At 28.9% G+C, this 17,506-nt stretch carries 8 protein-coding genes; 4 read left to right on the top strand and 4 right to left on the bottom strand.

Features of this window, described 5'->3' with window-relative positions:
* From ACRC28_RS00690 to ACRC28_RS00680, 3 genes are all read left to right on the top strand, one after another.
* On the top strand, positions 1-8,912 hold an 8,912-nt coding region (locus tag ACRC28_RS00690; protein ID WP_438541531.1), incomplete at its 5' end, for a DUF7507 domain-containing protein.
* Positions 8,913-9,030: 118 nt separating this feature from the next.
* Positions 9,031-11,016 carry a hypothetical protein gene (locus tag ACRC28_RS00685; RefSeq protein ID WP_438541530.1) on the top strand — a complete coding sequence of 662 codons (1,986 nt, stop codon included), beginning with the start codon at positions 9,031-9,033 and terminating at the stop codon, positions 11,014-11,016.
* Positions 11,017-11,019: 3 nt separating this feature from the next.
* On the top strand, positions 11,020-12,966 hold the full coding sequence (locus ACRC28_RS00680) for a hypothetical protein (protein ID WP_438541529.1): 1,947 nt from the start codon (positions 11,020-11,022) through the stop codon (positions 12,964-12,966).
* Positions 12,967-13,032: 66 nt separating this feature from the next.
* On the opposite strand, the gene ACRC28_RS00675 is transcribed toward ACRC28_RS00680, so the two are convergent.
* The 4 genes from ACRC28_RS00675 to ACRC28_RS00660 all read right to left on the bottom strand — a co-directional run bounded on the left by ACRC28_RS00675 (position 13,033) and on the right by ACRC28_RS00660 (position 14,971).
* Positions 13,033-13,491: a hypothetical protein gene (locus tag ACRC28_RS00675; protein WP_438541528.1), complete on the bottom strand. Its 459-nt coding sequence runs from the start codon at positions 13,489-13,491 to the stop codon at positions 13,033-13,035.
* Positions 13,492-13,624: 133 nt separating this feature from the next.
* Positions 13,625-13,981, bottom strand: a complete 357-nt coding sequence (locus ACRC28_RS00670) for a hypothetical protein (RefSeq protein ID WP_438541527.1) — start codon at positions 13,979-13,981, stop codon at positions 13,625-13,627.
* 38 nt (positions 13,982-14,019) lie between these two features.
* Entirely contained in the window at positions 14,020-14,505 is a 486-nt protein-coding gene (locus tag ACRC28_RS00665) for a hypothetical protein (protein ID WP_438541526.1), read from the bottom strand.
* 13 nt (positions 14,506-14,518) lie between these two features.
* Positions 14,519-14,971 carry a hypothetical protein gene (locus tag ACRC28_RS00660; protein ID WP_438541525.1) on the bottom strand — a complete coding sequence of 151 codons (453 nt, stop codon included), beginning with the start codon at positions 14,969-14,971 and terminating at the stop codon, positions 14,519-14,521.
* Positions 14,972-15,140: 169 nt separating this feature from the next.
* Between ACRC28_RS00660 and ACRC28_RS00655 the strand changes: the two genes are divergently transcribed.
* Positions 15,141-17,506, top strand: a 2,366-nt coding sequence (locus tag ACRC28_RS00655) for a DUF11 domain-containing protein (protein ID WP_438541524.1), incomplete at its 3' end; no start/stop codon positions are given.

Genomic DNA, 17,506 nt, shown 5'->3' with positions numbered 1-17,506 from the left:
GAATAAGTTTTATTCCAAATTCCTTAACAGTAAATGCAACTCCAAATGCAGGAAATCCAAGCTCAGGAGTTAATATTGGAAATATTCCAGTTGGCGGAACTGTTTTAGTAGCTTATCAGGTAAAGGTTGATACGATTCCGGTACCTAATCCAATTCCAAATACAAGTAAAGTTGATTACACTTATACACCAACAGGTGGAACACCTCAAACTGGAACAAACACATCAAACAATGTAACTACACAAGTTTCAGGTGGTGGTGGTACAGGAAGTGCTAGTATCGTAAAATCTGTTGATAAAACTACTGCAAATGTTGGAGATGAAATCAACTATGTATCAATCATTACTAATACTGGAACAACACCACTTACAAATGTTATTTTCACAGATACTTTAGAAGCAAGTGGTATTAGTTTTGTTTTAGCCTCTGTAAGTGTAAATGGAACTCCAAATCCAATAGCTAATCCAACAACAGGCATTAATATTCCTGATATTCCTGTAAACGGATTTGCTGTTGTATCTTTTAGAGCTAAAATAAATCAAATTCCAGTACCAAATCCAATTCCAAATAAAAGTAAAGTAGATTACACTTATACACCACCAGGTGGAACACCTCAAGCAGGAACAAATATTTCAAATCTTGTAAATACCTCTGTTCCAAATACTCCTTCTGGGAAACCAATAACTTCTGTTACAAAAGAAGTTTCTACAAATGTTTCTGATATTGGTGGAGAACTAACTTATACAATACGAGCTACTAATAGTGGGCAAGTAGCTGCAACTAATGTAATTATAAATGATGTAGTACCACAAGATACAACCTTCGTTCAAGGCTCTGTAGTTGTAAATGGTGTTTCAAGACCATTAGATAATCCAAACGTAGGTGTTTTAATTGGAACTTTAAATGCAGGACAAAGTCTTGTTATGACTTATAAGGTGAAACTTGTACAAGGTAAATTACCAAGTCCAAATCCTGTTACAAATATTGCAAATTTAATATACACTTATAAGCCAACGCCAACTTCACCAGATACACCTGACTCTTTAGAAAGTAATCAAGTTTCGACAAATGTAAATGGTGCTGTTATAAAACCTGGTACAGATATAAATCCAGGAATTATAAAATCAGTTGATAAAGCTACTGCTAGTATAGGTGATTCATTAACTTATACTATAAATTTAAGGAATACTGGAAATATCGCAACTGAAACAAGTATTTTAAAAGATATTATTCCAAACGGAACTTCATATATCCAAGGAAGCCTAACAGTTGATGGACAAAGTATCTCTGGAGATTTAAATTCAGGTGTTAACATTGGAATACTTCTTCCAAATGTTACTAAAGTTGTAGTCTTTAGAGTTCGTGTTGATATGATGCCAAATCCAAATCCAATTCCTAATAAAGCAGACTTAACTTACACTTATAGACCAATTCCAAATGGAAGTTTAGTATCAAATACAACTACTTCTAATACTGTAAATACCTTGGTTGGTGAAAGTCCAATTAAACCAGGAGAGGGCGTTGTTAAAACAGCAGACAAAACTTATGCAAAGCTAAATGATGTTATAACCTATACAGTTAATGTTAAAAATACAGGACTTGTTAATGCTTTAAATGTTATATTTAGAGATACTGTTCCAGAAGGAACAAGCTTTATTCAAAATTCAGTAACTGTAAATGGAGTTTCAAAGCAAGGTGCAAATCCAGAACTTGGAGTTCCTTTAGGAGATATTAGTCCAAATTCCAATATAATCGTTACTTTTAAAGTGTTAGTTACAAAAATACCAACTGTAAATCCAATAGAAAATACTGGATTAGTTGATTATGAATATAAACCAACTCCGACTTCACCTACAAAACCAGTAACAGTAACATCAAATAAAGTTCCAACACAAATAAATTATGGAAATATAAGTACTAATAATGGTGGACTTGTAAAATCAGTAGATAAAGTTTATGCATCAGTAGGTGATACATTAACTTATACAATTAATTTAAGAAACACCGGAAATGTACCTGTTAATAATGTAGTTTTAAGAGATACTATTCCTGGTGGAACAAGCTTTGTTTTAGGCTCGGTAACTGTAAATGGAATTGCAAATATTTTAGGAGTTCCAAATGTAGGAATACCTATTGGAACTATAAATCCAGGTCAAAATATTGTTGTATCATTTAAAGTTAAAGTTACTGAGATACCGACAGTAAATCCTATTCCAAATGAAGCTACTGTAAATTACACTTATACTGTAAATCCATCTAATCCAAATGGACAAAGTGAATCTAATGAGAGTAATAAGGTTACTACAGCAGTAAATGGTGCAGTTATAAAACCAAGTACTGGTATTGTTAAAGAAGTAAATAAAACTTATTCAAGCATTGGTGAAATTTTAAGCTATACAATTAAAATTACTAACACTGGAAATGTTGATGCAATAAATGTTTTATTTAAAGATACTATTCCAAATGGAACAACTTATGTTTTAAATTCACTAACAGTGGATGGTGGTATAATTCCAAATGCAAATCCAGAAAATGGAGTTAATATAGGAAATATAATTCCAAATGGAACTAAAATTGTACGATTCAATGTTAAAATCACAAGTATGCCAACTCCAAATCCAATTCCGAATAAAGGAAATATAGTTTATGAATATATTAAAAATCCTATAACAGGAGAAAAGGGAAATGGTAGTGCGGAATCAAATACTGTAAATACGAAGGTGAATGTAGCAACTATTGACCCGAACAAAGGTGATTTAATTAAATTTGTTGATAAATCTTCTGCAAATATTGGAGATATTTTGACTTATACAATAAGAGTAAGAAATTCAGGAAATACAGATGCTATAAATGTAGTATTTAAAGACACAGTTCCAGATGGAGTAGAATTCGTAAATAATTCTGTTACTGTAAATGGAAATGGAGTTCTTGGAGCTTCTTTAACATCAGGTGTGTCTCTTGGAACTATAAAATCAGGAGAAACTAAAGTAGTTTCATTTAAAGTTAAAGTCGTAAAAATTCCAACTGTAAATCCAATGCTTAATGAAGGAATTGTTGACTTTAGTTATGTAGTTGACCCTATATTAGGAACTACTATATCAAACACTAGCATTAGTAATAAAGTACCAACAACAGTTAGTATAGCTACGTTTAATCCATCCCTTGGTGGAATATTGAAGCAAGTTGATAAAGCTTATGCTCAAATCGGAGATATAGTAACTTACACAATAAAGCTATTAAACAAAGGTAATACAAGTGCTAATAATGTATTATTTACAGATTCCATCCAAGACGGTCTTTCATTTATTCAAGGCTCTGTCAAAATAAATGGAATTTCAAATGGTGGAAATCCAATGACTGGTATTCCTTTAGGAACAGTAAGACCAAATGAAGGTGTGCTTATAGAGTTTAGATGTACAGTTATAAAAATTCCAAATCCAAATCCAATTATGAATAAAGGAACTGTAAATTATAACTATACAGTTGATCCGAATAATCCAAATGGCAGTTCAGGAACAGACACATCAAATACTGTTTTAACAAAGGTTAATTCAGCTGATATAAGTCCTGATACTGGTGGTCTTATAAAACAAGTGGATAAAGCTTATGCAGATGTGGGTGAAATCTTAACTTATACTATAAAGGTTAAAAATACTGGAAATACAGATGCTTTAAATGTAATTGTTAAAGATACAGTTCCAGAAGGTACCGTATTTATACAAGGAACTGTAACTGTTAATGGACGAGATGTTACAAGTGGAAATCCGGAGGTTGGAATACAGATAGGTACTCTTAAACCTAATGATATTGTAACTATTTCATATAAAGCCAAAATTACAAAAATGCCAGCTACAAATCCAATTCCAAATACGGCTAATGCATCATATTCATTTATTTTAGAACCAAATGTAACTGTAAATAAAGAAAATACTAGTAATAAGGTATTAACACAAGTTAACTCTCCTAATATAAATATTGAAAATGGAAGTGTTTACAAAAGTGTAAATAAAAATTTTGCGAAAATTTCAGAAGAATTGATTTATACAATCTTCGTTGAGAATAAAGGAAATGTACCTGCAAATGATGTTGTTATTTTTGATAGCATTCCTGAAGGAACAGAATTTGTTATAAATTCTGTAGTTATAAATGATATTAAAAATCTTGGCGCAAATCCTAGCTTAGGCATAAATGTTGGAAGTATTAATCCAGGTGGAAATGTAGAACTTATATATAAAGTTAAGGTTACAACAATTCCAAAAATTAATCCAATTCCAAATACAGCTAGTGTTAAATATTCCTTTACTAAAAATCCTAATAATCCAAATGGTGAAAGAAATGAAGTTATAACTAATATTGTTTATACAAAAGTAAATGATGGAAGTATTACTCCAGAAAATGGTGGAATAGTAAAGAAAGCTGACAAAGAATATGCTGATGTGGGCGAAACTATAACTTATACTGTAACATTAAAAAATCCTGGAAATGTATCTGCAAATAATATAATTTTTAAGGATACTATTCCAGAAGGTACAAGCTTTGTTCAAGATTCACTTAGAATTGATGGAAATCCTTCTAAAGAAAATCCACAAAGTGGAGTCTTAATAGGAACCTTATTACCAAATGAAACAAAAATAATTTCATTTAGAGTTTTAGTAACTAAAGCTTTAACTCCAAATGTTGTAGCAAATAAGGCGAATATTAAATATACTTTCACTAAAAATCCAAGTTATCCAAATGAAGAAAGCGAATATGAAGAAAGTAATATTGTAAAAACAGTAGTAAATACTGCTAATATAAGTACTGAAAATGGTGGTTTAGTTAAAGAAAGGGACAAAGAATTTGCTAAGATAGGGGATACTATAACTTATACAGTACGACTTAAAAATACTGGTAATACTTTAGCTGAGAATGTGAAATTTGTAGACACTATTCCAAATGGAACAATCTTTGTAATAGGTTCATTATCAGTAGATGGAGTTAATATGCCATCCGCTATTCCAAATGCTTCGCTGGATTTAGGTAATTTAAATATTGGTGTAACTAAAGTTGTTTCATATAAGGTACTAATTTTATCAATTCCAAATCCAAATCCAATTCCAAACAAAGCAAATGTAAGCTATAAATATTTAGTTGATCCTAGTACTAGCAGATATAATTCAAAGCAAAATGAAAGTAATACTGTTTTAACTAAAGTAAATTCTGCAATAATTGATCCTATAAATAATGATGTTCAAAAAACAGTAGATAAAAATTATGCAGATTTAAATGAAGATATAACTTATAAAATTACTATAAGAAATTCTGGAAATGTTGAAGCTACAAATATTTTAATAACAGATACTATTCCAAGTTATACAACCTTTATAAATGGATCTGTTTATTTAGATAATGAACTTTTATCTAATGCAAATATTGAAGATGGAATTACTATAAATAAAATTTTACCAAATGAAACTAGAACAATAACATTTAAGGTAAAGGTTATATCTATTCCAAATCCAAATAAAGTAACTAATTCTGCATCACTTAGCTATAGTTTTATAGTTAATCCTATAGATCAAAGTGAAGAGAGAAAGAATACTAATACTAATATTGTTACAACAACTATAAATAATGGAGAAATAAATCCTGCTACTGGTGGATTATTTAAATCTGTAGACAAGGCATATGCAAAGCCTGGTGAAGAATTAACTTATACAATTAAAGTTAAAAATACAGGTAATGTTAAAATCAATAATGTTGTTGTTACAGATACACCTCCAGATTATACAAGCTTTATTAATGGCAGTATTCTTGTAGATGGTGTTTCAAGAGTTGGAGACAATATAATAAGTGGAGTATCACTTGGAACTTTAAATGTAGGTGAAGAAAGATTAGTTTCTTATAGAGTTATAATAAACTCATCATTTAAAGGTACTGAAATTAAGAATAAGGCAAAGGTAAATTATAGCTATACTGTAGACCCATCAAAGCCTAATGGAGTATCTAAGGAAGCAGAAAGTAATATTGTGGTAACAACTGTTAATTATGCAGATATATCCTCTTTAACTGGTGGCGTATCTAAGTCAGTTGATAAAATCTACACAGACCTTAATGAAGAATTACTATATACTGTCACTCTTAAAAATAAAGGAAATGTTGATGCTACAAATGTAATTGTTAAAGATACAATTCCTAAAAATACAGTATTAGTTCAAAATTCTGTTTTAATTAATAATGTTCCTGTCTTTGGAGCTGATCCAAGTCGTGGTATAAATGTAGGAATTTTAAAACCAAATGAAATGGCTATTGTATCATTTAAGGTTTTAGTAACTTCTATTCCAAATAATAAGTTTATTGAAAATGATGCTTTAGTTTCATATAATTACACTAAAACTCCTATAGAGCCTAATGGAGAAAGTGGGAATGCTATTACAAATATTGTGAAGACTGAAGTTAAGGTTGGAGAAATAACTCCTGGAACAATTCCAATCGGACCTGATGGAAAACCTAAGCCTCCAACTGGTGGATTTGTAAAAACAGTAGATAAGTCTTATGTTAAATTAAATGATATAGTAACTTATACCTTTACAATTACAAATTCAGGAAACATCCCAGTAAATGATGTTTATTTAAGTGACTTAATTCCAAGTGATATGGAGTTTGTAAAAGAAAGTTTCTCTATAGACGGTGTTATAGATAAAACTATAAATGGAACAACTGCTGTAAATATAGGAACTATTGATAGCTTAAAATCAAAAATAGTATCCTTTAAAGTAAAAGTTGTTACAGTTCCAGATAACAATGTAATAGATAATAAAGGCTTATTAGAGTATTCATATGTAGTAGATAAAAATAAACCTCCAGTGAAAAAAGAAGTAAGCTCTAATATTGCTAAGATTACAGTAAATTCGGCAGAAATATCTAATATAAATGGCGGTTTAATTAAACAAGTTGACAAGGATTTTGTTGGTATTAATGAAGAGTTAACTTATACAATTAAAGTTAAAAATACTGGTAACACTAAAGCTAATAATGTTGTCTTAATAGATAGCATTCCTGAAGGCTGTGAATTTGTTCAAGGCTCAGTAATAATTGATGGTGTATCAGATAAAACATTAAATCCTGAAACAGGTATAGGTCTTCTTGTATTAGATAAAGGAGAAACTAACATTGTATCATTTAAGGTTAAGGTTATTAAATTAAATAAGGATCTTAAAATCAAAAATAATGCAAATGTTTATTATGAATTTATTGTTGATCCAAATGAACTTCCTATCCGTGTTAATAATGTTTCAAATACTGTAGTAACAAAAGAAAATTCTGCGATATTTGAAGGACCTGGATTTATTAAGAATATTAGTACGAAATACGCTAATATAGGTGAAGAAATTACCTATACTTTCAATATAAAAAATAATGGTAACATTATAGCTACAAATGTTGTATTTAGAGATACAATTGCAGATGGTCTTTCATTTATTGATGGTTCTGTTCGTGTAAATGACATTGATTTAATAAAGGTTAATCCAATTGATGGAATTTCTCTTGGAAGTATTGCTCCAAATAAAAGTTTAACTTTAACATTTAGAGTAAAGGTTTCTGAGTTACCAAAGAGTAATCCCGTTATAAATGTTGGAAAATTAACTTATGCAAATCAAATAAATCCACTTGAAAATCCAGTTATAAGCACAATTAACTCAAATAAACAAGAAGTATATGTAAAGGATCCATCTCTTAAGGTTATAAAATCAACAGATTACAAAGATTATGTAGTTTCGGATATTATAGACTTTACAGTTGAACTTTTAAATACTGGTAATATAGACATTTTAGAAGCAAGAGTTATAGATAGCTTAGATTCAAGCTTAAGCTTCGTAAAAGGAAGTATTGAGGTTAATAAAGTTGCACGTCCTGATGATAATATAACATCCAGAATTTCAATAAAGGATATTAAGGCTAAATCAAGTGTTATTGTAACTTTCAAGGCAAAAGTTGTAAGTATTCCAAAGGATAAGCTTATAAAAAATACTGCAAAAGTTATTTACTCTTATATTCTAGACCCTAATGACAAGCCTATAGGAGAAGAAACTAATAGTAATGAAGTTACTCTTCATATTGAGAGTGCAAGTTTATCTATAGAAAAAGAAACAAATACAACCCTTGCAAAACTTGATGACATTATAACTTATAATGTTAAAATCAAAAATACTGGTTCATTAAAAGCATTAAATGTTGTATTTATAGACAGTATTCCAAATGAAGTAGAGTTTGTTGATGGTAGTTTTAAGGTGAATGGACGTGAAATAAATTCAATAAGTGCAAGAGGCGGTGTGTCTATTGGAGATTTAGATGTAGGCGCTATATTTAATATAGAATATAAGGTTAAGGTTATAAAACTTTGCTGCAAAGGGTATATTAAAAACTATGCATATACTAGATTTGAATATAAAGCATTAGCGAATTCACCAATTAGAGTTCAAACTGGTGAAGGAGTTTCTAATATTATAAGAGGTCAAAGTCCAAACTTTAGGCAAATGAATATTGATGGTATGATTAAATTAAATGAAGGAATGCCAGTAATAGAAGAAGTAAATGAAGTAAATGCTGAAATAATAATTTCTAATAGCTATGTTATAGAAACGGCTAAGGGATTATCTAATGAAAATGCTAAGCTTACAGGTTATAAACTTGTTGTTAATGGATATATTGTTGAACGTGTTGAATATACTGCCCTTAATACAAGTCAATCAAATCACTATACTTGTAACACTAAAAAGTTTAGTAGTTTTATAATTCTTCAAGAAGATTATAATAGAGGTGGTAAAATTGAAATTAACCCTGTAATTGAAGATGTTCTTTTTGATAAGATTGGAAATTGTTCAATTTACACTAATATAACCTTTAATTTAGAAGCAACTGTAAGTTGTTAAAGTAAAAAACTCTAGAAGGCTTTAAGTCTTCTGGAGTTTTTATTTTTTATTTGTAATGTTCTTTAAGAATTTAAAATAAAAATATAAGTAAGAGTAATAGATAAAGGACGTTTTGGCTATGAAAGAAATAGATTTAATAAATCTATCCTCTATCTCTGTTAATAAAAAGTATATTGAGTATGAGGAAGAATTTACCCAAGAAATTATTATAAGAAATAGAAGTGAAATGGACATTTTTAATATAGTTATACGCGATACGTTAAAGGAAGGATGTAAATTCTTTGGGAATGGCGCAAGAATAGATGGTCATGAAGAAATAGGAAATCATCCAGCTCTTGGTATAAATATAATAAAGCTTCAAAAAGGAATGGATACTATTATTAGCATAAATTTTAAATGTATGCTTAAAGAAGGGGGAACTATAAAAAATAGTGCACTTATTGAATACCAATACTATGATTATGAATGTGAAGAATATAAAAGTGTGTTTAAAGAGCTTTTAGGCGAAAACATTTTTGTAAATGAGGCTAATTTTAGTAATGACAAGCTTTTATTTAAAAGTGATAATTATTTAATAGATGTGAAAGAAAAAAATGAAATATCCTTAAGACTTTTTAATAGTGGTAATATAAGTGCTAATAATGTTTTAGTAAGTATAAATTTACCAAAAGAAATTAAAAGAGCTTCTGAAGAAATTTATATAAATGAAAAGAAATTCTTTTTAAATAAAGGTCTTCGTGAAATAAAGATAGGTAAAATATCACCTCTTGAAGAAGTTTTAATTACGTTTTCTTGTGAAGGAATTTATAGAAGTAATACTGTTATTGAAGGCTTTATTCGTTATGAAACTTTTATTAATCCAAATGAAATACGTACAAAAGAATTAAGGCTAAATGGCATTAGAATTTGTATAGCCTCACCTAAGCTAAAGGTAGACTTTACAACCTCAGATTCTAATCCTATAAAAGGGGATATCATAAATTCTACTGTTAAAATTCAAAATATGGGGAATTTATCTCTCTTAAAGGGACGTTTATTTTTAGATATACCTGAAACCTTAACACTTCAAGGTGAAAATATATTTTTAGACTCCCTAAAAAGAGAAGGCTCTGAAATAATAAAGGGAATTTACTTAGGTGAACTTTCTCAAATGCAAATGAAAACTTTAGAGTTTCAACTAAAATGTGTTCAAAGTAGTATGGAAAAAGACTCTAAGATTAGTGGACGACTTGTATATGAGTTTGAGGGAGAAAATTCTTTAAAATATAAAGAAGAAACTTTAAAAGAAACAATTATTAAAATTGATGATGCAACTTGTGATATGAAGGTTAAAGGAAGTAAAAAAAGAGTAGTTTTAGACGATGTTTTAACCTATAAGATTTATTTAGAGAATACTGGAAGCTTAGAACTTTTGAATGTTTTTATAAAGTCAAATTTTAGCTCTGGTATTATATTTGTAAAGGATACTCTCAAAGTAAATGGAAGAAGCTTTAATTTAGCAAATATAAATAAAGGAATTTGCATTGGCAATATTGATGTCGCTGAAAAAGTCTCTATTGAATTCTCAGTAAAGATTCAATCAATATCAATAAGTGGGCTTCAAATAGAAACTACTGGTGAATTTCAATACAGAAATAAAATGTCTAATATAAAGAAAAAACCTATTGAATCTGTGAAAACAGTTATCCAAAGTGGAGCTTCATTATTTAAAAGCTTTTCTATTGAAGATACATGCACTCTTCCTAGACATTTGCCAGGTATAAAAGAAATATTAGAATTTAATTCGAATATAATCATTACAGAGAAGTATATAATTAAAAGCAATGTTGATGCTAAATCAAATTTATCGACATCAAATAAACTTTTTATAAAAGGCTATATCGAAGATAAAATAGAATATATTTCTAATGAAATAAGTGAAAATGTATATCTAGTTATAAATAAAACATTATTTTCAAACTTCATAATAATACCTGATGAATTTAACGATGGAAGAAATATTGAATTAGAATCAGAGGCTAAAAATGAATATGCACGTATTATAGATAGTCGGCATATTTACCTTTTAAATATTGCAAATATTGAAGGGAGGGTAATTAATTAATATATGGATGAATTAAAAATAGTAAAAAAAGTAAATAAAAATTATTTTACTTTAGGTGAAGATATTGAAGTAATAATCACATTAAAAAATATTGGTAATCATACTCTTAGTAATGTTTATTATTTAGAAGAACAAGTTGATTTTTATAGTATAGTTACAGATAGTATTTTTATTGATGGATTTAATATTAAATTACGAGCAGGCACTAATATAATAAATATTGGTGAAATTCAAAAAGATGAAGAAAAAAGTATTATGTTTAAGCTTAAAGTCTTAAACATTCATGGAAATGGAAAAATTGATTTAAAGGGTAGAGTAAGTTATTATTCCTACGGCATAGAAAAATTTAAAGATATAAGTGTATCTACCATAGTTTGTGGAGTAAGCCTAAAAATATTAGATATTTTTAGAGATAAAGAAATTCTTTTTAATGATGAGACTTGTACTTATAGGCTATCTATTGTGAATGAAGGAAATATGATAGCTAGTAACGTAGTCCTTAAATATGACAATAGTGGACGACTTAGAACTTCTCTAGGCACTATTTATGTAAATAATATAAATATAGAGGGTGGCTATATTGAAGAAGGCATAAATATAGGAACTATTTTTGAAAATGAAACTAAGAATATTGAATTTAAAGTATGTGGAAAAAAAGAAGCTTTTGAGTATATTAAAGATGATTCAATTATAATCGCTTATAGTACAATGAATCCTAATGAATCTTCTCCTAGAACTTATGAATTAATAAAAGAAATAAAACCACTAATGCTTGTTAAAGATATGCTAACTATTGAAAAAGAATCTGAGGAAGAAATTATAAATAAGGAAACCTTTGCTAAAATAAAAACAACTATAAAAAATGATACTGGAGTTACTATAAAGAATTTTAGACTTTCTGAAAACTTTAGTACCTTAGTTACATTAAAGGATATTACCTTAAATAAAGATATTATTCCTAAAATAGAAGGAAATCATATAATTATAGATGAAATAAAAAACAACTCTATAGCAACAATTGAATACAAAGTCTATGTTCGTGATACAGATGAAGATTTTTTAGAAATTTATTCAGAAGGAATTTATAATGTAGGAGCTTTTGAGTTCCAGAAACGATTCAAGAAAGAAAGTAGGAAAATTTATATAGAGTTAAATATGAATCGGTTAGAAATAAAAACAAAGGTTCAAAAAAATAATATTATCTTAGATGAAGGGTTTGAAAGAAATATTACAGTAACTAATATTGGAAATAAAGACATTAATAGAATTAGACTATTTGATATGCTAAATATGGGAGCACGAATTGTAAAGGGAAGTTTTTCCATAGATAATGATATAATCAATACTATCGATTCTTTAAATGATGGAATTGATATAGGAAAACTTTCAGTGGGGGGAAAAAGAGAAATTAAATATAAAGGAGAATTCTTAGAATATTTTATAGAAAGAAATTTAGAATTAAAATGTTATTGTACTTATAATGTAAAATGCAAGATGACAGAAGAGGTTTCAGAATCTCACACTGAAACAAAAATTGATAGATTACAAATTGATAGAACTATTCATGAATTTACGTTAGAGAAAAAAATAGACATAAAAAAAATGTATATAAAAGAAATTTTAGATATTCATGGAAACGGCTCTATCAAATATGCAAATACAGTAAATATTTTAAAAGAAATAAAATCAGAAGGAAGATTTGTTCCTTGTAAAAATTTATTAACGAAGGGATATTTAGATGTAAGTGTTGAATACAGTAGTTATAGTTCATGTAATGAAGACAAGCAGCTTTGTAGTTTGAATATTCCTATTGAGTTTAGTGAAGTTGTTGAATCTACCATTACTAAAGAAAATATCAAAAATTATTTATTGAATGTTAAGACAGTTGAAGGAATAATTAAAGAAGGATATTTAATTATTACCTGTCTTTTAGAAATAGTAATAAATTAAAAAAAATGAGAGCTATTAAAGTTTTTCTTTAATAGCTCTCATTTGGTTAGGCATAGATATGCATTCTTATCTACAACATCTTGATGAACAAGATGTTGGGCAAGGTGGTGGACATGGTGGTTGAGGTGTACAACAATTAGTTGGACAGTTAGGAATTTTAACTTCTCTATCTGGTCCATTAGCTGCTTTACCAAAAAGGATTCTGAATTTTCCAATATCACACCTATCTATATCAAATTGATAGTATCCATAACAATCAGAGATTGTATGAGATATTCCAACAAATTTAGGGCAAGTACATTCATTAACATATTTTAATAATTTAACTAATACGTTAGGTACAGGCATACCATCGCAGTCAGTTGCTTGTCCCCAAAGGCGAATAGTATTTTTTGATGTAACAATTATGTCAGCTTTAACTTCACAGTCATTGTCGAAAATTTCTACGTCTAAAGAATTACCTTGAATTATTTTACAATCCTCTACATTTCCTTGGCAATTACAAGGGCTATTATATCTATTCATTCAAATAAGCCTCCTAAATTAAATTTATAATATATACTATGTAAAGATTTCTATTTTGGGATAAAATTCTATAAAAATATCTAAAAAGCTACTTTTCTTAAATAAAAGTAGCTTTTTAGAGTAGTCTTTAAAATTAAAGACTTATTAAATATTTATTTCCATTAGAATAATCATCTAAAATAAAACTAAACACGCCATCATCATTAGTTGTTGATGTACCTATAGGCACATAATTACCATCTCCATGAACAAAATGTCCTAAACTTAAAGTTAAAGGTACACCTTGTATTGGATTATATTTACAATCAATTATTTTTCCCATAATCCCAACAGCAGTATAATTTTTTAATATAACATTCAATAAAATGTCACAAAATTCCTCTGTTAAGTCAAAGTCTATCGATTCATCTTTATAAAGGTCATAAGAAACTTTAGATAAATATTCGTAATCATAGTTATTTTCTTTTAAACCATCAAACTTAATATTCATAATATATACTATCTAAAAATAGTTACCTCCTTTTAAATTTAGATGAAGTCTATATAGACTAAGAGACTTGCCCAAAGTCTAAAACATCTACTATCTATTAATGTAGTATCCGTTTTTTCTACAATTATATTTACATTGTACCTATGCTTTCTAATTAGCTCACATACCGCATTCCCATTAATTTCTTCTGGAACAACAATAAAAACACTCTTAAGAGTATTTTCAAAATATGCAATATATACAGTTTGCTCGCAAGAGTCTACGATATATTTACACATCTCATCAAGAGAAATTTCAAGAACTAGTTTATTACCAGAAAGGTTTTGTCCTGCATTAGAAAATCCTACTGGAGTTTCAACTAATTTTATAGAAGTTACAGTAGGTCTAATATCATTAAAAACTAACCTATCAATAGGTGGTTTACAATCTGGAAGGCATTTAATTTCATTAATACAAACATCAGTAAAATATTTCAAATCACAAGGCAGGTCACCTTTTTTACATTTAGAGTAATTTACAAACATAAAGTATCACCTCCTAATTTTCTTCAACTGTAATTAAGATATTTGCAGAAACATAAATTTTTCTATCATCACCTTTAATAACAGTTAAGCCTTCAAGAAAACTTGAATAAAATAATTTTGTAAACTCATTATATTTATTTGAAATGACTATGCAGTCTTTAAAAGGAATTTCTAATCTTAAGGCATGTACAGATTGAACAGAGTTTTTTGCAATATACTCAATATCTATATAAAGAATAGAATCAATTATAGCTTTTGAACCTGTTAGTTTATATCCTTCAAGTGAAACTCCAGTTGCTGTTTTTATTATTGAACTTCCAAGTATTTCTGTATCTCCATTAAATCTTGATATTGTATCTATATTTGGGCTTTCTAAGCTAATTAGAAAATTATCTTCAACTACAACTTGTTTAAAAGCTATAAGATTCTTAGAAACACATAGGCAGTTTGAGTTCTTTTTATTCATAAAATAAAAACCTCCTAATTTTAAAGTTATATATTCAATATATGAAAAAAGTAGATAAGTGTGGACGTTTTTTTATTTATGTTAAATTTTTTTTTTTAAGCAGGTACAGTATTATATTTACTCTCATAATATACACTATGTTATTTTTTTTTTGAAAGGAGAATAAATTATGGCCGTATTACCAGATTTATATAACAACGTATATAGTAAATTAGGTAGATTAAGAATAAATTATACAGGAAATAGCTTTCAAGTAATGGCACCAACTGCTGATAGAACAAGTACCGGAACTAATGGTAACTTTAATGCTTATATTACTCTAAATCCTGATGATGTAGCAAACCCTATAAACAATGGGTCTGGAGGATATCTTTTCCCATCAAACTCATTACCAGATAGTTATGGAGGAACTGCAAGGACATCAGAGGTTGTTTCTACAACTGATTCTATCGTTGCAGGTTCATGGGCATTTTTAGATAATACAATAGTACAAGATTTTGATGCAAATACAACTACGGTTAAGGCAGCATTTATTATGGGGCTTGTCGATTATGTTCCTACTGCAACTATAGTTAATTATAAACTTCATACTCCTGATGGAAACATTACAGATAGAGCCGCAGATATTTCATATAGAGGAAATGGTCAAGGTGCAGCCAATTGGCCAACTTATTTTGTTGATGATGTAACTGATGTAGTCCAAATACAGTCAAGTGTTGCAACAGGAGATTATGCAGTTTCAGACTTAACTAATAAACCAATGGGAGGAGTTGATACTGATAGTGCGCCGTATAGTTATATGGGATCAGGATGGATTTTAATCGTGGTTTTAGAAGATGAAAAATTTCCAATCCAAACCGTAGATCTTTATGCCGGGCGTGGATATTCAGATTTAGCTCCAAAACAAAATTGGAACAGAACACTTCAAGAGGCAACAGTTTCATTTTTATTATGTGGTTCATGGCTAGTTAATACAACAGATAGCTATAGATACATGTATTTATCAAATGGATGGAGGACTGTAGATGGTCCTAACAATATAGCGAATTATTTCCATAATAGAAGGAGATATGATAGAGCTGGAAACTTAATGACAAGAGGTTCATTTGCTAATTATACCCCTTTCGCAACACCAGCTTCTGCAACACAAACTGGTCCTACTGTTATGGGGGCTACAATTTCAAATATAGATGTTACAACTGAAATGAACCTAATTCCAACTGGAACAAACTTTGCAATGTATTTTTACAATGGATTCTATTTAAGTTCTCCTGGTTCTGCTTTAGAACAAAGAGGTGCTATATCAAATCCTACTATAAGTAAAAGCGTATCGCCAACGACTGTAAATAGAGAACAACCAGTTACATTTACAATAGTATTTAAATCCTTAGGTGCAGCATCTAAAAATTTAAATATGATTGATTCTCTAGATCCAAGATTTACATTTATAGATAATAGTATTTTTGTTAATGGAACAAATAGAGTTGGCTCAGACCTTTTAACAGTTACATTACCTGATTTAACTGCAAATCAATTTTTGACAGTTACATTTAAGGCTATGGCATCTAATGTTATTGGTGGCTATACAGTTCCAAATAATGTTATTATGGGATATGATTATGAACCTATAACAGGTTCAATATTAGTGGATACAATTACAGCAACGTGTACTACTACTATAGTAGATATTCCACTTCCAAGATTAAGTAAAGCTGTTGATTTAGATTACGCATATGCAGGTCAAACAATTACTTATACGATAGATGTATTTAATGAAGGTAACACTTCAATGGTAAATACAAAAGTATTTGATACAATTCCTACAAATACAGTATTTGTACCAGGCTCTGTTACTATAGATGGTGTTCCTTATCCAAGCGCTAATCCAGCTGCTGGAATAACTACAACAACAGTTACTGGAGGTCAAACAAAAGTAATTAAATTTAAGGTTTATGCAGATACAATTCCAGTTCCAAACCCAATGCCAAATACTACTTATACAAGTTACGATTACACAGTAACAGGAATAGGTAGCTTCCAATCAACTACTCTTGCAAATACTGTTTCTACTAAAATAAATGATGCAAGAATAATAAATGTAAACAAAACTGTTGATAAAGCAACAGCTAATGTAGGACAGACCTTAACTTATACTGTAAACTTTAAAAATATAGGAAACACGCCTGCTGGAAATATTATATTTACAGATACGTTCCCAAATAATATAATATTTGTTGCGGATTCGGTTAAAATAAATGGAACTACTTCAGTAGGTGCAGACCCACAAGTTGGAGTAAGTTTATCTAATCTAAATTCAGGTTCTTCTTATACTATTTCTTATAAAGTCTTTGTAACAGAAATCCCACCAGAAGACCCAATTATAAATATTGCAAAACTAGATTATGACTTTACAGTTGATCCAGTACTTGGAACAAAACTTTCTAGAACTATAATAAGTAATAATGCAGATACAAAAATAAATAATGCAACATTTAAAAATGGTGCAATCTCTAAAACAGTAGACAAATTATTTGC

This window comes from Clostridium sp. (assembly GCF_051650885.1).
Classification (GTDB): domain Bacteria; phylum Bacillota; class Clostridia; order Clostridiales; family Clostridiaceae; genus Clostridium.
Note: the sequence above shows the minus strand (reverse complement) of the source record. Positions and strands in the feature narration are given on the sequence as shown.

What these genes read in the sequence shown, in the direction of transcription:
- ACRC28_RS00685 (WP_438541530.1), top strand. Translation starts at nt 9,031, where the DNA reads ATGAAAGAAATAGATTTAATAAATCTATCCTCTATCTCTGTTAATAAA.
- ACRC28_RS00665 (WP_438541526.1), bottom strand. Translation starts at nt 14,505, where the DNA reads ATGTTTGTAAATTACTCTAAATGTAAAAAAGGTGACCTGCCTTGTGAT.
- ACRC28_RS00675 (WP_438541528.1), bottom strand. Translation starts at nt 13,491, where the DNA reads ATGAATAGATATAATAGCCCTTGTAATTGCCAAGGAAATGTAGAGGAT.
- ACRC28_RS00670 (WP_438541527.1), bottom strand. Translation starts at nt 13,981, where the DNA reads ATGAATATTAAGTTTGATGGTTTAAAAGAAAATAACTATGATTACGAA.
- ACRC28_RS00680 (WP_438541529.1), top strand. Translation starts at nt 11,020, where the DNA reads ATGGATGAATTAAAAATAGTAAAAAAAGTAAATAAAAATTATTTTACT.
- ACRC28_RS00660 (WP_438541525.1), bottom strand. Translation starts at nt 14,971, where the DNA reads ATGAATAAAAAGAACTCAAACTGCCTATGTGTTTCTAAGAATCTTATA.